Annotated in this window: 15 protein-coding genes and 1 pseudogene; 9 read left to right on the top strand and 7 right to left on the bottom strand. The window is 69.9% G+C overall.

The window, feature by feature from the left end; all coding sequences use genetic code 11:
• The first annotated feature begins 82 nt into the window (after positions 1-82).
• The 4 genes from ND747_RS12065 (at position 83) to ND747_RS12050 (ending at position 3,966) form a co-directional block, all read left to right on the top strand.
• Entirely contained in the window at positions 83-1,033 is a 951-nt protein-coding gene (locus ND747_RS12065; protein ID WP_251733613.1) for a caspase family protein, read from the top strand.
• Complete coding sequence (locus ND747_RS12060; protein ID WP_251733612.1) at positions 1,030-1,524, top strand: hypothetical protein; 495 nt, start codon at positions 1,030-1,032, stop codon at positions 1,522-1,524. The genes ND747_RS12065 and ND747_RS12060 overlap by 4 nt, the downstream gene beginning before the upstream one ends.
• Positions 1,525-1,573: 49 nt before the next feature.
• The gene (locus tag ND747_RS12055; RefSeq protein ID WP_251733611.1) at positions 1,574-2,080 is read left to right on the top strand and encodes a CATRA system-associated protein; all 507 of its coding nucleotides are present in this window, start codon (positions 1,574-1,576) and stop codon (positions 2,078-2,080) included.
• 335 nt (positions 2,081-2,415) lie between these two features.
• On the top strand, positions 2,416-3,966 hold the full coding sequence (locus ND747_RS12050) for an MFS transporter (protein WP_251733610.1): 1,551 nt from the start codon (positions 2,416-2,418) through the stop codon (positions 3,964-3,966).
• A gap of 33 nt (positions 3,967-3,999) precedes the next feature.
• On the opposite strand, the gene ND747_RS12045 is transcribed toward ND747_RS12050, so the two are convergent.
• Complete coding sequence (locus ND747_RS12045; RefSeq protein ID WP_251733609.1) at positions 4,000-4,776, bottom strand: SDR family NAD(P)-dependent oxidoreductase; 777 nt, start codon at positions 4,774-4,776, stop codon at positions 4,000-4,002.
• Positions 4,777-4,928: 152 nt separating this feature from the next.
• Here ND747_RS12045 and ND747_RS12040 point away from each other — a divergent pair, with 152 nt between their 5' ends.
• A complete protein-coding gene (locus ND747_RS12040) occupies positions 4,929-5,366 on the top strand; it encodes a PPOX class F420-dependent oxidoreductase (RefSeq protein WP_251733608.1) in 438 nt (145 codons plus the stop codon).
• A gap of 13 nt (positions 5,367-5,379) precedes the next feature.
• Here ND747_RS12040 and ND747_RS12035 read toward each other — a convergent pair whose 3' ends face one another.
• A complete protein-coding gene (locus tag ND747_RS12035) occupies positions 5,380-6,609 on the bottom strand; it encodes an ABC transporter substrate-binding protein (RefSeq protein WP_251733607.1) in 1,230 nt (409 codons plus the stop codon).
• Between the two features lie 1,016 nt (positions 6,610-7,625).
• Here ND747_RS12035 and ND747_RS12030 point away from each other — a divergent pair.
• Positions 7,626-9,893, top strand: a complete 2,268-nt coding sequence (locus ND747_RS12030; protein WP_251733606.1) for an efflux RND transporter permease subunit — start codon at positions 7,626-7,628, stop codon at positions 9,891-9,893.
• A 130-nt stretch (positions 9,894-10,023) separates the two neighbouring features.
• Here ND747_RS12030 and ND747_RS12025 read toward each other — a convergent pair whose 3' ends face one another.
• Positions 10,024-11,529: an aldehyde dehydrogenase family protein gene (locus ND747_RS12025; protein ID WP_251733605.1), complete on the bottom strand. Its 1,506-nt coding sequence runs from the start codon at positions 11,527-11,529 to the stop codon at positions 10,024-10,026.
• 113 nt (positions 11,530-11,642) lie between these two features.
• On the opposite strand from ND747_RS12025, the gene ND747_RS12020 reads away from it, so the two are divergent.
• Positions 11,643-11,792 (top strand): hypothetical protein, encoded by a 150-nt coding sequence (locus ND747_RS12020; RefSeq protein WP_251733604.1) that lies wholly within the window; start codon positions 11,643-11,645, stop codon positions 11,790-11,792.
• A 161-nt stretch (positions 11,793-11,953) separates the two neighbouring features.
• On the opposite strand, the gene ctaD is transcribed toward ND747_RS12020, so the two are convergent.
• The gene (ctaD, locus tag ND747_RS12015; protein WP_251733603.1) at positions 11,954-13,669 is read right to left on the bottom strand and encodes a cytochrome c oxidase subunit I; all 1,716 of its coding nucleotides are present in this window, start codon (positions 13,667-13,669) and stop codon (positions 11,954-11,956) included.
• 963 nt (positions 13,670-14,632) lie between these two features.
• Between ctaD and ND747_RS12010 the strand changes: the two genes are divergently transcribed.
• On the top strand, positions 14,633-15,628 hold the full coding sequence (locus ND747_RS12010; RefSeq protein WP_251733602.1) for an SHOCT domain-containing protein: 996 nt from the start codon (positions 14,633-14,635) through the stop codon (positions 15,626-15,628).
• A 313-nt stretch (positions 15,629-15,941) separates the two neighbouring features.
• On the opposite strand, the gene ND747_RS12005 is transcribed toward ND747_RS12010, so the two are convergent.
• A complete protein-coding gene (locus ND747_RS12005) occupies positions 15,942-16,304 on the bottom strand; it encodes an MmcQ/YjbR family DNA-binding protein (RefSeq protein WP_251733601.1) in 363 nt (120 codons plus the stop codon).
• 298 nt (positions 16,305-16,602) lie between these two features.
• Here ND747_RS12005 and ND747_RS12000 point away from each other — a divergent pair.
• Positions 16,603-16,725: pseudogene (locus tag ND747_RS12000) on the top strand (SDR family NAD(P)-dependent oxidoreductase); the annotation flags it as partial.
• Between the two features lie 47 nt (positions 16,726-16,772).
• On the opposite strand, the gene ND747_RS11995 reads toward ND747_RS12000, so the two are convergent.
• Together ND747_RS11995 and ND747_RS11990 are read right to left on the bottom strand one after the other, a co-directional pair.
• A complete protein-coding gene (locus tag ND747_RS11995) occupies positions 16,773-17,525 on the bottom strand; it encodes an MBL fold metallo-hydrolase (protein ID WP_251733600.1) in 753 nt (250 codons plus the stop codon).
• A gap of 304 nt (positions 17,526-17,829) precedes the next feature.
• The gene (locus ND747_RS11990; RefSeq protein ID WP_251733599.1) at positions 17,830-18,246 is read right to left on the bottom strand and encodes a hypothetical protein; all 417 of its coding nucleotides are present in this window, start codon (positions 18,244-18,246) and stop codon (positions 17,830-17,832) included.
• Positions 18,247-18,751 lie beyond the last annotated feature (505 nt).

The following is an 18,751-nucleotide window of genomic DNA, read 5'->3' as shown; positions in this document are numbered from 1 at the left end:
CCGGGCAACACACGAAGAATCCATCGGGGGAGAACATCGTGCTGTTCGTTTTTCGTGTCGGATACCTGCTGGGCGGGCGCCGGTGAAGCGCGCCCTGCTGGTGGGCATCGACGAGTACGACTATTTCGACGACCTGGCCGGGTGCGGCAATGACGTGCGCGCGCTCGAGCCGCTGCTGCACTGGAATGACGACGAGAAGCTCAACTTCGACTGCGTGTCGCTGACCAGCAGCCAGGCCCGGGTGACCCGGGATCGGCTGGTGAAGGACCTGGAGAAGCTGCTCGCCCCGGCGGCCACCGTCGCACTGTTGTATTTCGCCGGTCATGGTGTCCAGCGGGGTGGCGACCTCGTGCTGGCCGCCACCGACGGCTCGCACGTCACGCCGGGGGTGCCGCTGGCCGAGGTCCTCACCATGGTGCGGCACTCGAAGATCGGCGAAGTGATCATCATTCTCGACTGCTGCTTCAGCGGGGCGGCCGGTCGTGTGCCCCAGCTGGACGGTGCGAACACGTATCTGCCTCAGGGGGTCTCCCTGCTGACCGCGACCCGCGGCGATCAGAAGGCGCTCGAGGCCGGCGGCCGTGGCGTGTTCAGCACCTACCTGGCGGACGCGCTCGACGGCGGCGCGGCCGACATCCTCGGCCAGATCACCCTCGCCGGGCTGTACGCGTACCTGTCGGAGATGTTCGGTGCCTGGGAGCAGCGGCCCACCTTCAAGGCGAACATCGACCGGCTGCACGAGCTGCGCAGCAGCCGCCCCGACATCACCGTCCCCCAGCTGCGCAGGCTGGCGAACCTTTTCCCGACGGCCAGTCACCACCTGCCGCTTGACCCGTCCTACGAGCCCACCGAACAGCCGGCGGATCCGGCCCACGAGGCCGACTTCGCGCTGCTCCAGCAGGCCCGGGCGGTAAAGCTGGTGGAACCCGTCGACGAAGAGCATCTGTACTATGCCGCGGTGAATTCGACGGCCTGCCGGCTCACCCGCACGGGTCAGCACTACTGGGCGCTCGTCCGGAGAGGAAGACTGTGACCGCGCGGGGGACCGTGACCGCCGTCGGATTTTCCGGCCATCAGAACCTGCCACTCGAGGGCGTTGCCCAGATCACCCAGGAGATCGCCGCCTATCTGGGCGCGGTGGCGCGGCCCCTGGTCGGTCTGAGCTCCCTGGCCGCCGGCGCCGACCAGTTGTTCGCCCGCACCGTCCTGGCCGCCGGTGGTGGCCTCGTGGCGATCGTCCCCTGCCGGGACTACCTCACCACCTTCAGCACCCCGTCCGATCTGGCCAGCTATCACGAGCTGCTCGGACTGGCCGAGCGGACCCGTGAGCTCGATTTCCCCGCCCCCACCGAGGAGGCGTTCTTCGCCGCCGGTCGCGCCGTCGCCGAGGAGGCCGACCAGCTGCTCGCGGTCTGGGACGGCCTGCCGGCCCGCGGCCTCGGTGGTACCGCCGACGTCGTCGCCTACGCCGACAGCCTCGGTAAACCCGTTACCGTCATCTGGCCCGCGGGTCTACGCCGCTGACCCGCCGATCAGCTACCCCGCCGACGCATCGACCCGTGCGGACGGCCAGATGACCGGGCCGGGCCCCGCCACACCCGCGCCGGCCGGTGGCGCCCACGCCGGCAGCGGCCCGGACCGGGAGGCGCGGGCAGAGGCGGTGCGGGTGCTGCGTGACGTGGCCCACCGCACGATGCCCACCGATGCCTGGCAGGACGTCCGCCCCGGGCACCCCGCGGTAGCTGCCCTGCTCACCCGTCTGGACCAGGCCCGGCTGGGTGGCGATGCCCGCGGCTTCGCTGCCGCCGTGCGCGACCTGCGACGTCTGATCAGCAGCCGAGGCGTGGAGCCGGATTCCGCCAGCGACCGGGCCGCCCTCGTCGGCAGCACCACCGGCCCCGCCGATCTGGCCGCTGCCGGCGCCACCGCCGATGCGGCCGGCCCGGTACCGGGTGACGTCCGCCTTCGCATTGACGCACTCATCACGTCCCTGACGTCCCTGGGACTGCCGGGCGTCGCCGCACCGCCGCCGGACGCCCACCCACCCGACATCGCACCGCCCTGGCCCGGATCGCGGTGACAACGGCGTCGGCAGACCCGGACGGCCCGGCGGCGAGGCCGGTGCAGGTCGAGACGCAGCGCACCCGGCCTTCCGGTCTCGCCACGATCTCGGCGCTGGTCCGCCGGCGGCCGCCTGCGTCGGAGCTGAGGTTCGTCGCTGTTCTCGGACGACGCACGGCGCCCCGGCATGCGACATAGTCCCTGATAGATGGATTGATGTCCCTGACAGGTGGAGGGATCGTCGCTCGGGTCGGGTGGAGGCCATCGGATGCGGGCCGGCCGGCCGCTGGGCAACCGCCGCGGGAGGAGAACCATGATGGGCGATGGGGTGGCCGACGACCGGGGTGACCGATCATGACGGCCGTCAGGGAGCCGTCCGGTTCGGCGGTCGCGGGGCTGCCGGCGCGGCGGGAGCGGGCACTGCTGCCCGTCCTGGTCCTGGTGGGGCTGCTGATCTCGCTGGTCGGCAGCGTCGGGGCGCCGCTGGTTCCGACGATCGCGCGAGCGTACGACCTCGCCGAGGGCACGGCGCAGTGGTCGCTGACGATCACCCTGATGTGCGGCGCGGTCAGCACGCCGCTGCTGACCCGCCTCGGTGACGGGCCGCACCGGCGGCGGGTGCTGCTCGGCGGGCTGCTGGCCGCGGTGCTCGGGTCGGTACTGGCGGCGATCCCGGGGAGCTTTCCGCTGCTGCTCGTCGGCCGTGGGCTGCAGGGCGCGGCGAACGGTCTGCTGCCGATCGCCATGTCGATCGTGCGCGACCATCTGCCGGCCGAACGGGCCCGGCGCGCCGTGGCGGTCCTGTCGGTGACCGCGGCCGCTGGCGTCGGCCTGGGCTACCCGGTCACCGGGTTGATCGCCAAGTATCTCGACTTCCATGCCGGTTATGCGGTCGTCGCCGGGTTCGGCCTGGTCGCCGTGGCGTTGGCCGCCGCTGTCGTACCGTCCGACCTGGGCCGGCCGCGTCGGCGCATCGACCCGCGGGGGGCGGTGCTGCTCGTCCTCGGTTTCGGCGCGGTCATGCTGGCGCTGAGCGAAGGCGTCCAGTGGGGCTGGGCGTCACCGCGGATCCTGGGTCTGTTCGTGGCCGGCGTGGTGCTGCTGGCCGGGTGGGTGTGGCAGGAAAGCCGTTCGGCGCATCCCGTGGTGGACCTGCGCATCATGGGTGACCGCACGGTGCTCGCCGGGAACCTCACCGCGGTACTGGCCGGTGTCGGCATGTATCTGCTGTTGTCACTGGTCGTCCGGTTCGTGCAGACCCCGGTGTCCACCGGCTACGGGCTGGGGGAGACGGTGCTCGTCGCCGGGTTCGTCCTGATTCCCTTCTCGGTGTTCAGCGTCATCTCCAGCCGGGTCGCGGCCCGGCTGGAGAACTGGCTGGGATTCCGGCCGGTCATTCCCATCGGCTGCGCGGTGTTTGTCGCCGCCATGCTCGAGTTTCGGTTCGCCCACGGCTCCCTGTGGGAGATCTGCCTGGTCATGGGGGCGGCGGGCCTCGGCGTCGGCTGCGTGTTCGCCGCGATGCCACGGCTGATCCTGCGTTCCGTCCCGGCGACGCAGAGCAGCAGCGCACTCGGCGTCAACCAGGTCATGCGCTTCATCGGCTTTTCCGTCGGCAGTGCACTGAGCGCCACCGTTCTGGAGGGATACTCCACCGGTGACGGCGGGCTGCCGAGAGTCGGCGGCTACGACACGGCGGCCGTGATCGGCGCCGGTGTGTGGCTCACCGCCGGCATCGTTGCCTACCTCGTCCCTGGCAGCACACGCGCCGAGCCGGCCTTCGACCAGCCCCCGGCACCGCGCACTACCGACTCTCTACCGGCTACTGACTCCCTGCCGGCTACTGACTCCCTGCCGGCTACCGACCCCCTGGTGCCGGCCGAGCCCCGGGCGTCCGCAGAGTAATCCCTGGCGCCCGCCGAGGACTCGTCGCCCTGATTATTTGGGACGCAGCCGGGCGCCGCCGTCGAGGCGCAGGACCTCGGCGTTGAGGTAGGTGTTGGTGAGCGCCTCGACGGCGAGCGAGGCGAACTCCTCGGCCCTGCCGAGGCGGGTCGGAAACAGCACGTCGCGCGCCAGTTTCTCCTTGAACGGCGCTGCCTCCGGGCCGGTTCCGTAGATCGGCGTGTCGATCAGTCCCGGGGCGATCGTGTTCACCCGGATACCGGCGACGGACAGATCGCGGGCCAAGGGCAGGGTCAGCCCGACGATGCCGCCCTTGGACGCCGAGTAGGCGGCCTGGCCGATCTGCCCGTCGAACGCGGCGATCGACGCCGTGTTGACGATCGCGCCGCGTTCTCCGTCGGCCAGCGGTTCGGTGAGCGCCATCGCGGACGCGGCGATCCGGGTGACATTGAACGTGCCGATCAGGTTCACCTCGACGACCCGACGGAAGGCGTCGAGGTCGTGCGCGGCGTCATATCCCCCCGCACGGCCGATCGTGCGGGCGGCCCAGGCGATGCCGGCGCAGTTGACCAGCGCCCGCAGCGGGCCGAGCGCGCTCGCCTGCTCGGTGGCGGCGATGGCCTCCTCGGCGGAGGTGACGTCCACCCGGACGAACACGCCGCCAACCTCGTCGGCAACCGCGCTGCCGCGCGCGTCGTCCAGATCCGCGATGACGACCCGGGCGCCGCGGGCGGCCAGGCGCCGCACGGTCGCCGCGCCGAGCCCGGAGGCCCCGCCGGTCACGATCGCCGAAACCGCGTTCAGATCCATCCGGCCCTCACGTGATCCATCCGTCTGCCGCGACACGCATTGTCACCGCACAGTACCGAAGTCACCTCTGCTGGCGGGACGCCTCGCCGCCACCGTGGCCGCGATCGTCGGGTTGCGTGGCAGCGAGGCCCGTCCGGGACAAAGATGGCGGCATGGCCGGATCACTGTTCAACCCGCATGCGCTGCTCGAGCGGAGCCGACTCGGCGTTCTCGCCACCATCAGGTCGGACGGGCGCCCGCAGCTTTCGCCCGTGCTGCCGTTCTACGACGAGCCGGCCGGCGTCATCCTCATCTCCACCCGTCATGGGTTGGCCAAGACCGCGAACCTGCGCCGTGAACCCTGGGCCGCACTGGAGGTCACCAGCCCCGACGGCAGATCGTGGGCCACGGCCGAAGGGACGGTGACGCTCACCGACCCGAGCGGCGATCCGCTCGGGCCCGAGGTGGAGGCGCTGGTGGACTACTACCGCCGGGCCGCCGGTGAGCACCCCGACTGGGACGACTACCGGGCCGCGATGATCGCTGATCGGCGTGTCCTCATCACCCTGGCCGTCGATCGCGTCTATGGCCAGTCGCTCACCGGCACCTGATCCCACGTCGTCGTCAGATGGTGATGCGTTCTCCGCAGAAGCTGGGCGAGACAACGGTCAGTCCGGTGCCGGTGGCGTTGACCGCGGTGAACGGATAGCAGACGGGCACCCTGCCGAAGTCCCGCTCGAAGTCGACGCCTGGGATGAGGCCACCAGCCGTGTAGTTCTTCACGGCGCGCAGACCGGTGATGAAGCTCTGCCGGGTGGGGCAGGGGCCGGCGGCCTCGAGCCCGCGGATGACCATGTCGCCCAGGATGTAGCCGATCTCGGCGAGGGCGTCCTGCTTGTCCCCGAGTTCGGGAGCGAAGCGGGTGATGGCAGCCGTGTAGGCGGCGGCGCTCGGCGAGCCCGGGTCCGGCGGCTGGATGATGTAGGTGGTCAGCCCGGCCAGCAGCGGGCCGTACTGCTGCAGCAGTACGGCGTTGGGCGGCTGGTTGTCACTGAGGATGACCTTGGGTCGTGCACCGCTCTGCCGGACGGCGGCGACGATCCGCGCGAAACTGGCGATCGTCAGCGGGCTGGTCAGAACATCGACCTGGTTGGTGTTGACCAGCCGAACGATGTCGGCGACCTGGCGGTCGCTGGGTGATTCGTCCGCCGGCGCGGACAGGACCGAAATACCGGCCGACTCGAGGCTGCCGCGCATCTGCCTGGCGATGCCGTCCGAGATGCCGAGGCCGGCGGGATCCGAGACGAGGAGTGCGCGGGTGCCGCCCTGTGCGCGTGCATATTTGCCGAAGGTGGTGACGGCATCGGTGACGGGGGCGGCATTCTGCGCGAGCTGATAGGTGAACATGTTCCGGTACTGGGTCCACGCGGGTTCCGCGGCGATGCCGACCACCGGGATGTTGTTTTCGGCGAGATAGGCGGCTCCGCCGGCCGATACCGCGGTCGCCTCGATGGCGGCGAAGTTCTGGCCCTTTTCCACAAGTTCCCGGCTGACCACGGCATTGGAGTCCGGCCGTCCCCGGTCATCCGACCAGGTGTAGTGGATCTGCCGGCCGTTCACACCGCCGGACTCGTTTACGGCGCCGAGCCTGGCGTTCAGCCCCGAGCGCACCGGAAGGAAGGTCCTGGCGAGTGCCCCGGTGTCCGGATAGATGAGACCGACCCGGACCTCGTTCTTCGACACCCCGGGGCCGTCGCAGCCCGAGGCCGAGGTGGCCGCACCACTGTGGCAGGCCGCCAGGGGGACAAGGCACAGTAACGCAACGGGAAGCGCCGACAGTGAGCGAACCTTCACGGCAGGACCCTTTCGAATTTCGATTTTCAGTGCGGGTCACGGTATCCGTCGGCACACAATTGTATGACTATATATTCACAATATGTCACTTGGTACTGACCGAAAAAGCACCTTCTGGATAATTTGGGGCTTTTGTTAATGTACGCTGTGTGAGAATTTGGTCGGCTGCCGGATTGGCGGCCGCTGCCTTGCCGGCCTGGATGGTGCTGGCCGGACGGCCCCGGAAACGGTCGCGCCCCCGCACCCCGGAGAGGGAAAGGGACCAGGCGATCGCAGTGCCCCGCGGGAGACCCGATGGTCGAGCCGGGCAGCAGGCGATGCTGGCATCCGCCTCTGCGGTTTCTCCTGGCCGACCCCTCGACTGTGGACCGATGGACCCACCGACGCACGGAGTCGGGGCGCGACTGCACGTACCACCTGTCGCTGTTCTCTCCCGGCAGGTTTCCGCCGTGCGGGCGCGGCCGTCGCCGCCCCGTGGCGATCGCGTGTGCCCGCGGGAGTGGGTGCCCGGTGACCGGTTGGCGGCGAGCCGTCCGACGGGATCCGCGCGGTGACCGTCCTGGTTCGGTGTGAACGCCGGATGTCTGCTGGTTGTCGGCCGGGAACCCACTGGCCTGGCGGCCGGATATTGCGTCGGCAAGATGACAGATTCGAGGTATGACTGTGCGGTGGCCGGGCGCACCGGTTCCCACCGGGCACGCTATGTTCGCATTGGCCGGCCACCGGGACCCGGCCTGGCGTTGACGCGTTGACGCCCACATCCATGGAGGTGACCAGGCTCAGAGGTGACCAGGCCCGATGGTCGGTGCCAGAGGGGTGCACAGCCCAGGAGGTGCACAGCCTCACAGGGTGCGCAGCCCAGGAAGTGCACACCGGACGGGTTCCCCCGGCCGGCGGCTCTTTCGGCAGCCCGGAACATCACCGTAGCACCGTGAGCATATCGGCGCGGAGCATCCGCTGCCGGTCGTCCGCCCTCCCAGACGCCGCGTACCGTGCGGCCCTGAGCAGGAGAACTGATGAAGACCATTGCCGAGTTCGCCATCCGCCGCCGATGGCTTGTCATCGTGGGCTGGATCACGGTGATCGTCGCGGCCCAGATCATCGCTGCGGCGATGGGTGGGGCGGCCTACAAGGACACGTTCAGCCTCCCGCACACCGAGACCGCGTCCGTCGCCGACCTGTTGGAGAATGCCGGCCTCGACAACCAGAGCGGCGCGACGGGCACCGTCGTCCTGAAGAACGCTGGCGGCGCCTTCACCGGCGCGCCGGCACAGCTGGCGCCGGCCCTGGCGAAGCTGTGCACCTCGGGTGACCATGTCGCGCTGATCTCCACCCCCTGGCAGTCGATCGACTGTGCCAAGGGCGGGGCCACCGCGGCGGGCAACCGCCAGCTGCTGAACACCGCGCGCGGGTCGACCACCGCGCTGGTCTCGATCACGTGGGAGAACAACCACTTCGAGCCGGAGAACTTCAAGCACGTCTACGACGCGCTGAAGCGGCTGGACAGCAAGGCCCTGCAGGTGGAGTTCACCGGCAACGCGTTCCAGGGCATCGGGCAGAGCCAGGGCTCGGGCGGATCGGTGTTCATCGGCTTCGCGGCCGCGCTGATCATCCTTGCCATCGTGTTCCGGACGGTGGCCGCGACCGTGCTGCCGCTGGCCAGTGCCGTCGCCGCGCTTGTCAGCGGTCTCGGCTTCATCGAGATCCTCAGCCACGTGATCAACGCTTCCAACATCACGCCGTACCTGGCCGAGCTGATGGTGATCGGTGTCGGCGTTGACTACGCGCTGTTCATCGTGACCCGGCATCGGCGTAACCTGCGCCGCGGCATGCCGCTCGGCGAGTCGATCGTGTCGGCGATCAACACCTCGGGCCGGGCGGTGCTGTTCGCCGGGAGCACGGTGTGCGTCGCCCTGCTCGGCATGATCGCGCTCGGGGTGAGTTTCTTCAACGGCATGGCGGTCGCGACGGCCCTCGCCGTCGGCTTCACCATGATTGCCTCGCTGACCCTGCTGCCCGCGCTGCTGAGCCTGTTCGGGCTGAAGGTCCTGACCCGCAAGCACCGGGCGGCCGTGCGTGCCGGGGAGTTCATCGGCGAGAGCCAGATCGGCTTCTGGGCTCGTTGGTCGCAGTTCGTCGGCAAGAACCGGGCCGTCATCGCCGTCATCTCGGGCGCCGTCATGATCGTGCTCGCGCTGCCGTTCTTCTCACTGCAGCTGGGCAGCAGCGACCAGGGCAGCGACCCGAAGAGCTCCACCACCCGAACGGGCTACGACCTGATCGCCTCGGACTTCGGCGTCGGGTACAACTCCGCGCTTGAGGCGGTCGTCAGCGGGCCTGGCGCCGCCGACCAGGCCTATCTGCAGCGCGTGTCGCGGGCGCTGTCCACCCAGCCCGGTATCGACCCGGGCAGCGTCAGCTCGAAGCCGCTGACTCGCGACATCGCGTTCGTGTCGTTCAAGACGACCACGTCGCCGCAGTCGGAGAAGACCTACTCGCTGGTGCGTCACCTGCGCTCGGACGTGCTGCCACCGCTGTACAAGGGCACCGAGAACCGCATCTACACCTACGGCGAGACGGCGGTCAACGTCGACTTCGCCAAGGTGCTTGCCCGTAAGCTGCCGCTGTTCATCGGGGTCGTGGTCGGCCTGTCGTTCCTGCTGCTGCTGCTCGCCTTCCGCAGCCTGGTCGTCCCGTTGACGGCGGCGGTGATGAACCTGCTCGCCGCGGCCGGCTCGTTCGGCCTGACTGTGGCGATCTTCCAGTACGGCTGGGCGTCGGAGGCACTCGGTGGCGGCCCCGGTGGGCCGATCGACGCCTGGGCCCCGGTGATGCTGTTCGCGATTCTGTTCGGCCTGTCGATGGACTACCAGGTGTTCCTCGTCAGCCGGATGCACGAGGAGTGGATCCACACCCGGGACAACCGGCGGGCGATCACCATCGGCCAGGCCGAGACCGGTGGCATCATCACTGCCGCGGCGATCATCATGATCGCGGTCTTCCTGGGCTTCCTGGTCTCGCCGGGTCGGCCGATCAAGATCTTCGGTCTGGGTCTGGCGTCCGCGGTGTTCCTGGACGCGTTCATCCTGCGGACCATGCTGGTGCCCTCGCTCATGCACCTGCTCGGGAAGAACAACTGGTTCTTCCCCCGCTGGCTGGACCGGATCACCCCGCACGTCTCGGTCGAACCGCCCGAGGAGCGCCCGGCCCGGGTCTCCGACGGCACCGCCGCCCACACGCCGCCCCAGACCCCGCCGCACGACTCGAGCAATGTCAACGTGTGACGGTGGGACGCCGTCACACGACGGCGGCATGGCACTGAGCTGACACTGAACTGAACAGCAGTACCGACGCACCGGCCCCGGAGGGTTCCTGCCTCCGGGGCCGGTGCGCGTTCGAGCCCGATGACGCCTGTCAGCCGGCCGCCTCGTCGGTGCGGCGGGCGGTGATGTCGGCGCGGGTCCGGGCGATCAGGGCGTGCAGGGCATCGATGCGGGCGGTGCTGGCCGGGGGCAGCAGGTTCTGGCCGGAGCCGGTCGGCTTCAGGGACGTGGCCACGGTGCGGCGGTGACTGAACGTGTCGAAGCCGATCTTGCCGGAGTAGGCGCCCATCCCGCTGCGGCCGATGCCACCCGAGGGGGCGCCGTCGACCCCCCAGTGGGTCAGCAGGTCACCCCGGGTCACCCCGCCGGAGGTCGTGCGGGTCAGGAACTCGTGGAACTCGGCCTCGTCGTCGCCGAACCAGTAGGCGGCCAGCGGGCTCGGCGCGGCCGTGATGTGGTCGAGGGCCTCGGCGAGCCGGTCGTAGCCGTAGACGACGAGGACCGGGCCGAAGATCTCCTCGTGCGCGACCCGCATCGCCGCGGTGACGTCGAGCAGCACCGTCGGCGCGATCATCCGTGCCGCCGGGTCCGGAAGGGCCGTCTCCTCGCCCGGTGGGGTGATCGTGACAGCCCTGGCGCCGTGGGCGACCGCATCGTCGATCAGGGCCCGTACCCGGTTGTAGTTACGGTCGTTGACGAGGGCGACGGCCTGCCGGTTGGCGGCATAGGTGGGGAAATGGGCCCGGATGGCGGTGGCCATGGCCGCGACGAACGCGTCCCGCTGCGCCCGCGGGACGAAGACGTAGTCCGGGCACAGGCACACCTGGCCGCCGTTGACCAGACGGGCGGCGGCCGTGCGGGCGGCGGCCAGGTCCACGTCCGCGTCGGAGCCGAGCACGACCGGGTTCTTGCCGCCCAGTTCCAGGGTGACGGGCACCAGGTTACGACCCGCGGCCTCGGCGACCAGCGCGCCGACCTCGGGGGAGCCGGTGAAGATCAGATGGTCGAACGGCAGCGCGGCGAACGCGGCGGCCGTGTGGGCGCTCCCGCGGATGACCGCCACCTCGTCGGGACGCATCCGGGTGGCGAGCGCCTCGGCGAGTACGTCCGCGGTCCGGGACGGGATCTCCGAGGTTTTGATCATCACCCGGTTGCCGGCGGCGAGCGCCTCGAGCGCGGGGATCGCGACCAGGGTGACCGGGAAGTTCCACGGGCCGATCACGCCGACGACACCCTTCGGCCGGACCTGGATGAACGTCGGAACGCCCTGTTCGGCCGATCCGGGCACCTGTTCGTCGCGCATCCAGTCGGCCAGCCGGGCGCGGATCAGGTGCAGTTCGCCGACGATCGAGACGATGTCGGCGCTCAGACTGGTCGCGGGCGAGCGGGTGCCGAAGTCGGCTTCGAGCGCTGCCACCAGGTCGTCGGCCCGGTCCAGTACGGCGTCGACGAACCGGTCGAGGCGGTCGAGGCGTACCTCGATGCTCGGCGGCCCCTCGGCCAGGAACGCGGCCCGCTGGCGACGCAGCACCTCGTGCTGCCGTTCGGCGGATGGGTCGACCGGCAGAACATCCTTGGTCCGCACTGTCGTGGTCATGTCCTGTCCTCTGCCTCGCTCGTGATCCTCAGCCGTCGGGGTGTCCGGTCGTTAGTTTGCTACCTATGACACGGCGGAGTCCCGGGACGGACGCGCGGGATCCCCGAACCCCCGTGATCGTGGGTGCCGGACAGTTCTCGGAGCGCATCGGCGAGCCCGACCACCCGGGACGATCGGTCGACGACCTGCTCACCAGCGACGACTCCGACGAGGGCACCCGCGCGTTCCCGAAGAAGCGCACACCGCACTGGCGTGACCGCTGAGCGTAGCCGCAACGGACCGTCGGCTCGCCGGCATCGGTTTCCCGCCCGCCGGCGGTGGTCGGCGACCCTCGTCGGCGGGCGGAAAACGCGAACCGCCCCGGTCCCACCAGGAGACCGGGGCGGTTCACCGGCGCGTGCCGGGTGTCGTGCGGAAACAGTGGTCAGGAACTGAGGCCCCTTTTGTTGGGGGCCGGAGTGAACTCGGGGGTGGCGTGGAAGTCCACGTCGCCGGCGAGTTCGGGGTAGTGGAGGTCGAACGCGGGGCGCTCGGAGCGGATCCGCGGCAGCGTGGTGAAGTTGTGCCGCGGCGGCGGGCAGGAGGTCGCCCACTCCAGCGAGTTCCCGAAACCCCACGGGTCGTCGACCCGCACGATCGGGCCCTTGCGGTACGAGATGTAGAGATTCAGCAGGAACGGCAGGGTGGACAGCGCCAGAATCACGCTGCCCAGCGAGGAGATCATGTTCAGGGTGGAGAACCCGTCCTGCGCCGAGTAGTCGGCGTAGCGGCGCGGCATGCCCTTGACCCCGAGCCAGTGGTCGACCAGGAACGTCGAATGGAAACCGACCAGCATCGTCCAGAAGTGAATCTTGGCGAGCCGGGTGTTGATCATGCGGCCGGTGACCTTCGGGAACCAGAAGTAGATTCCGGCGAACCCGGCGAACAGCAGGCCGGCGACGACGTAGTGGAAGTGGCCGACCACGAAGTAGCTGTCACTGACGTGGAAGTCGACCGGCGGGCTGGACAGCAGAACGCCGGTGAGACCGCCGAACAGGAACGTCACCAGGAAGCCGATGGCGAACATCATCGGCGGCTCGAAGGTGAGCTGGCCCCGCCACAGCGTGCCGATCCAGTTGAAGAACTTCACGCCGGTCGGCACCGCGATCAGGAACGTCAGGATCGAGAAGAACGGCAGCAGCGCCGCCCCGGTGACGTACATGTGGTGCGCCCACACCGCGATCGACAGGCCGCCGATGCCGATGGTCGCGTACACCAGGCCCTTGTAGCCGAACAGCGGCTTGCGGGAGAACACCGGGAGAATCTCGGTGATGATCCCGAAGAACGGTAGGGCGATGATGTAGACCTCGGGATGCCCGAAGAACCAGAACAGGTGCTGCCACAGGATCGACCCGCCGTTGGCCGCGTCGAAGATGTGCGAGCCGAACCGGCGGTCACATTCCAGCGCGATGAGCGCCGCGGCCAGTACCGGGAAGGCGATCAGTACCAGGATCGACGTCACCAGCACGTTCCAGGTGAAGATCGGCAGCCGGAACATCGTCATACCCGGCGCCCGCAGGCACAGGATCGTCGTGATGAAGTTGACCGCGCCCAGGATGGTCCCCAGACCCGAGACGGTCAGTCCCACCAGCCACAGGTCGCTGCCGAGCCCCGGCGAGTAGGCCTCGTTCGACAGCGGTGCGTAGGCGAACCAGCCGAACGACGCGGCGCCGCTGGGGGTGAGAAAGCCCGTGATGACCGTCAGGCTGCCGAAGAAGAAGAACCAGAACGACAGCGCGTTGAGTCGCGGGAACGCCACGTCCGGCGCGCCGATCTGCAGCGGAATCAGGTAGTTCGCGAACGCGAAGGCGATCGGTGTCGCGAACATCAGCAGCATCAGCGTGCCGTGCATGGTGAAGATCTGGTTGTACTGCTCGTTTGACACGAACTGCAGTCCGGGCTGAGCGAGCTCGGCCCGGATGATCATGGCCAGCACACCCGCGAACGCGTAGTAGACAAGCGACGTCAGGGTGTACATCACCGCGATGTCCTTGTGCGACGTCGTCCGCAGGTAGTGCAGCAGCGACCCCAGGGCCTTGGGTGGGGCGTCGTTTGCCGGCGGGTCGGCGTGCCCGGCCGGCGTATCGTGCACAAGTGTCACATTCCGCTCCCGATGGTGATGCCGCTGCCGGCATTGGCGTACGCGGCCCCGGCTTCGGGTGTCACGACCGCCGCCGGGCAGCCACAATCAATGTGTCGTTATCGCCAGCGGGGACGGGCCCGGCGGTCAGACGGCCCCGCGCCGCCCGGCTCGGCGCACCGGCCGAGAAACCTGCCGGCGCACGTCACGCTATCCACGGGCCTGTTTCCTCGGCCTTGTCGGACGTCCCACGCCCGAAGGAAATCCGGCACACCGATTCAGCGTAGAAGGTCCCGGCCGGCCGCCCCCACCATCGGGTCCCGCACCTTCCGGCCGGCCGATGCTTTGTGGTTGTCCCCACACCGGCATTCGTTTCTTTCCGGTCGGCGCCTGGAAACCCTGCCGGGTCGGTTTGTTTTCCGGCCTGGTGACCAGGGGTTTCGCCGTCCGGCTGGCCGCCGGCAGCTGTGCGTCTCGGGCATCGCGGTCCGAGGTCACGTGAGGTCATGCCGCCCGGATGGGCGTCGAGGCCGCCTGACCCGGCAGTCCTGGCCAGCCTGGCATCTCCGCTGTCCCGGTGAAGCGCCTGTTGCCGCTCGAGGCCGCGCGCCAGCTGGTCGTCAGGGGCTTCCTGCTGCGGGTCGTGAACGGCGGCGGCTATGTCGGTCGTGAGTACGGCGTCGGTCGTGGCTGGATCGATCTGCTCGTCCGCTGGCCCTGGACGTCGCCGGACGGAAAACGTCACTGGCAGCGCGAGGCATTGGCACTGCAGGTAGCGCCGGACGGGCCAGGCCGGTCCCCTGCCGGCCGGGCTGCGCCAGCTCGACGGATACCTGGAGCGCCTCGGCCTCGACCATGGCATCCTCGTCGTGTTCGACAGCCGCCCCGACGCACCGCCGATCACCGATCGCACCACGATCACGGCCATCACGAGCCCCGCCGGCCGTCCCGTCACCCTCCTGCGGGCCTGATGAGGAGACGACCATGCGCAGGCTGAGCGCTCAGGGCGAGCAGGCCGTCGCCGATCTCGCCGACCGATACGGCGTGAGTACCGACGCGGTACGCACGCTGCTGGCGGCGGTGCTGCTGGGCAACGGCAGCCAGGCCCAGTTCACCCATCCCGAGCTCGGCGGCAGCGGCCAGTGGATGGCCGGTGGCATGACGATGATCGGCGACATGTTCAACACCGGCCTGCAGGCCAAGGTGAGTGGTCTCGCCGCGCAGCTGTCGGCACTGCTGGCCTCGACCGAGCTGTTCGAGTCCGCGAACCCGGCGCCGCCGACCGGTGCCACATCATCCGATGCCGGCTTTGCGGGTCCTGCCGGCTCCGCGGACTCCGCCGGTTTCGGTGGCTCCGCGGGCTCCGCGGGCTCCGCCGGTTTCGGTGGCTCCGTGGGCTTCGCCGGTTTCGGTGGCTCCGCTGGTTTCAGCGCGGGGCAGCCCGGCGGGGTCCGTCCGACGAACCTGGGCGGCTGGTGGCCTGGTGAGCTGGGGCAACCCAGCTCCAGTGGCAGCCAGAACGACTCCCGGTACGCGGTCTTCCCGGGCGCGCGGCGGCTGGTCGTCCAACGCGACGGTGGTCCGGTCAGGATCTACGACACGGGCGACTGCCGTGTGGGCGGCGTGCAACAGCAACAGGGTGGACGCCCAGGCACCTTGGTGTTCACCAGCCAACACGGCACCTTCGCCGTGGACAGCCTCCCACTGGCAGGCCCCGCTGCCCCCGACCCGTCCGCACCCCCGCCTCCGGCTCCGGCTCCGGCTCCGGCTCCACAGTCCGCCCCGGACCTGGCCGACCCTGCCCGCCCGGTGGTCGTGAGCCCGCCCGGGTCTGCGGCTGCGACCGGCGTCGCTGGCGCGGACGTGGCTGCGGAGGCGATTCTGGCGACGATCGAGCGGCTCGGTGACCTGCACCAACGTGGTCTGCTCACGGACGCCGAATTCGCCGCCAAGAAGGCCGAGCTCCTCGCCCGCCTGTAACCGGCAAGGGCAGGGCCGCGATGCGGTCTCGGCGGTGCGCAGCGCCACGTGGTCTCAGTGGTGCGCAGCGCCACGCCGTCTCGGCGGTGAGCGCCAGGCCGTTTTTCGTGGACCGGGGGCCGTTGCGATCGGGGGAGTGGGGGGTCGGGGGGTGATGTGTGGTTGCTGGGCACGGTGATAGCCGGGCTGAGCGACCACGGTTCGGGGGATGACTCCGGGTACGGCGGCAACAGCGCTGCCAGGGGCGCGTCTGGTGGTTCCGCGGTGGCCACGTGTGGATGGCGGGGGTGATCGAAGATCCACGGGATGCACCCTAGGTGAGTTCGGCGGTGAGCTCGTCCGGGGCGCGCATCCGCCAGGCATCCATGACGAGTTCGGTCAGCCGGTCGACGTCCACCGCGGCCAGGCGGCACATCACCAGCGGGAGGCCGTCGTAGCCGGGGGTGGTGAAGAACAGATCGGGTTCGCCGCGCAGCAGAGCCTGCTTCTCGGCCTCGTCACCGACGTAGAGCACGGCGACATCGGTCCGGATCCGCCGCGGCTGTCCTGGCAGGCGCTCCGGATACGACCAGACGAACCCCTTGCCGCCCACCCGGAAGTCGAAGCCCTCGCTGTGGATCTCCTCGACCCCCGGCAATGCCAGCGCCAGTCGGCACACATCCTCGACGTCAGCCACCGCACGTCCCTCCCCGCATGAACACCTGGTGTGCGACGAGGCTACGGCCTGATCCCTTTCGGATGGCCGGAAACCGAATCGGGAACCGAACCGGAAACCGCATGGGGACCCGCAGTGGGAGTGGGAGCAGGGTCGGGGGTCGAGCTGAGGTCGGGATCTCGTCGCAGGATGTCCCAGCAGCCGCGGAGGCGGCCTTGAGCTCGCGGACCAGGTCCGGGCGGGCCTCGGGTGTTGCCGCCGCACGGACGCGTGCACGGCGCTGGTAGACCACATCGCCGACCGGGCGGGCCGGCTGGACGTGATGGTCGACAACGCCGGCGTCGCCAGCAACCGCCCCATCCTCGACGAGGACCGGGCGATGTGCGAGGTCAACGTACTCGGCCTGCTCACCGGCTGCCGGGCCGCCGTCGCGACCGTGCACCGCACCGGCAGCGGTGGTCGCATCATCAACATCATCCGGAAGGCAAGTCAGTGCAGGTGGCGGGCGAGGGCGTGGCGGAGGGCGGTGCCGGCGTCGGCGGTGACGGGGTCGCCGTGGCCGAAGCAGGCGATTTCGGGGTTGAGGTCGGCCTGGCGGCGCAGGGAGTCGAGGGCGGTGGCGTGGTCGATGTTGAAGGCGCCGAGGATGACCTGGCCGTCGGGGGCGCGGGCGACGGTGTCGCCGGTGAACAGGACACCGTGGTCGGGCAGGTGCAGGGCGACGCTGCCGGGGGTGTGGCCGGGGACGGCGACGGCCTGGGCATACTGGCCGCCGAGATCGAGGGTGTCTCCGTCGTCCAGTTCGCGGTCGACGCGCACCGGTGCCGCGGAGCCGATGGTGCCGCCGGTGGCGGCGGTGACCTGGGCGAAGATCGGACGCTCCCAGTCGAGCAGGACCGGTGGGGCGCCGGGTACCTCGCCGCGGATCACGGGCGCGTCCTCTCGATGGGCGCAGATGGTGATGTCGCCCCAGGCGGCGATCTCGTTGGCCGCACCCACATGGTCGTGGTGGAAGTGGGTGAGGACGAGCTGGCGCACGTCCGCCGGATCGCGGCCGAGGCTGCGGATCCCGGCGGCGATCCGGGCACCGGAGCCGGCGACGCCGCAGTCGACGAGCGTCAGGCCGTCGTCGTCGAGCCAGAGGTAGACGTGCCCGACCGGGAACCGCAGAAAACACAGACTCGGCAGCAGCCTCGTCATGCCCACCGGGCTCGTCGCGTTGCTGCGAGGGACGGCGCTCATGTGGCGAACGGTAGGAGGCTCCCACCGGCGCCGCCAGGCGGTTGCGCCGTCCGCGGATCTGCCAACGGCAGACACTCCGCGGCGTCTCATCCGCCCATCGACCACAACCCCGAGGAACCCGCCTGCCGCTGTGACACGTGGAGGGGTAATCGAGGAGTTCAGGCCCAAATCCCGTATCAGCCCTCCACCTGTGCTCCGATAACCCGCCGACGCGGCCCGTCAGGCCGTTGTGGGTTGTCCGGGCTGCGCCGGGGACTGTCCGAGCGATGGCGGTGGGCGGTTCGGGCCGAGGTGGTGGGAGCGGTCAGACGATAGTGGGTGTGCTGGTGGCAGCACGGTGTCGCAGCCAGCGGATCGCTACGGGCGCGAACATCACGGCGAGGATGACCAGGACGCCGACCTCGGCGAGAATGCTGTTCAGAGCATCCGGCGACGGGTTCAGGCCGCGCTCGGTGAAACCGAAGACGCCCACCGTTCGCGACAGCCAGAATCCGACCAGCGCTCCGCCCGCGAGGCCGGCCGCCCCCAGCCGCAGCACGAACGATCCGCTGATGAGCAGCAGGAACGCCACCGCGAACGAGGCGCTTTCCTGAACCAGAAACATCGTGCCGACCTTGGGAATGACCCGGTATCCCGTCCGGTAGAGATCCAGATGGATGTAGCCACTGAAGGCCAGCAGCGCGGCCACCGCCAGCCGTCCGGCCAGATCTGCCCAGTGCATCTGCCGGACCTGCCTGTTCGGTCGGATGTGCCGGTGCATCCGGCCGGGATGCGCTGGTACATCGCCGTGTTGGCCGCCGCTGCGGACGCCCGCGCCGACGGAATCCTGACCATTCCCGAAATCGAGTTTCACCCGTACACCGTTCCGGCCCTGGCCGGGCCTGGATCGGGCCCGCACCGCCGCGGGCTCCTCCCCATCAGATAGCAACCGGGGTTACCGGCCCGGCGGGGACCGCAGCCGGCGGACGCTGGTGGACGCGGATGGGCCTGGAAGATCACCTGCCATGGCTCCGCACCCTGAGCGCTCACGGGCGCTGACGCGGCATCGGAGCCACTCGTCTAGTGTGGGTCCTATGACGATACCAACCGATGCGGCGGGGGCAGGAGCGATGGCGAAACCGGTGACTCCCGCGGGGGGGGGGGGGGCGGGGGGGGGGGCGGGCGGGGGGGGGGGGGGGGGGGCGGGGGGGGGGGGGCGGGCGGGGGGGCGCGCGGCGGCCGCCCGG

Origin of the sequence: Frankia sp. R82, assembly GCF_023716925.1 — a bacterium.
Taxonomy (GTDB): Bacteria; Actinomycetota; Actinomycetes; order Frankiales; family Frankiaceae; genus Frankia.
Note: the sequence above shows the minus strand (reverse complement) of the source record. Positions and strands in the feature narration are given on the sequence as shown.

What these genes read in the sequence shown, in the direction of transcription:
- ND747_RS12025 (WP_251733605.1), bottom strand. Translation starts at nt 11,529, where the DNA reads ATGACCACGACAGTGCGGACCAAGGATGTTCTGCCGGTCGACCCATCC.
- ND747_RS12010 (WP_251733602.1), top strand. Translation starts at nt 14,633, where the DNA reads ATGCGCAGGCTGAGCGCTCAGGGCGAGCAGGCCGTCGCCGATCTCGCC.
- ND747_RS12050 (WP_251733610.1), top strand. Translation starts at nt 2,416, where the DNA reads ATGACGGCCGTCAGGGAGCCGTCCGGTTCGGCGGTCGCGGGGCTGCCG.
- ND747_RS12045 (WP_251733609.1), bottom strand. Translation starts at nt 4,776, where the DNA reads ATGGATCTGAACGCGGTTTCGGCGATCGTGACCGGCGGGGCCTCCGGG.
- ND747_RS12030 (WP_251733606.1), top strand. Translation starts at nt 7,626, where the DNA reads ATGAAGACCATTGCCGAGTTCGCCATCCGCCGCCGATGGCTTGTCATC.
- ND747_RS11990 (WP_251733599.1), bottom strand. Translation starts at nt 18,246, where the DNA reads ATGCACTGGGCAGATCTGGCCGGACGGCTGGCGGTGGCCGCGCTGCTG.
- ND747_RS12040 (WP_251733608.1), top strand. Translation starts at nt 4,929, where the DNA reads ATGGCCGGATCACTGTTCAACCCGCATGCGCTGCTCGAGCGGAGCCGA.
- ND747_RS12055 (WP_251733611.1), top strand. Translation starts at nt 1,574, where the DNA reads ATGACCGGGCCGGGCCCCGCCACACCCGCGCCGGCCGGTGGCGCCCAC.
- ND747_RS11995 (WP_251733600.1), bottom strand. Translation starts at nt 17,525, where the DNA reads ATGAGCGCCGTCCCTCGCAGCAACGCGACGAGCCCGGTGGGCATGACG.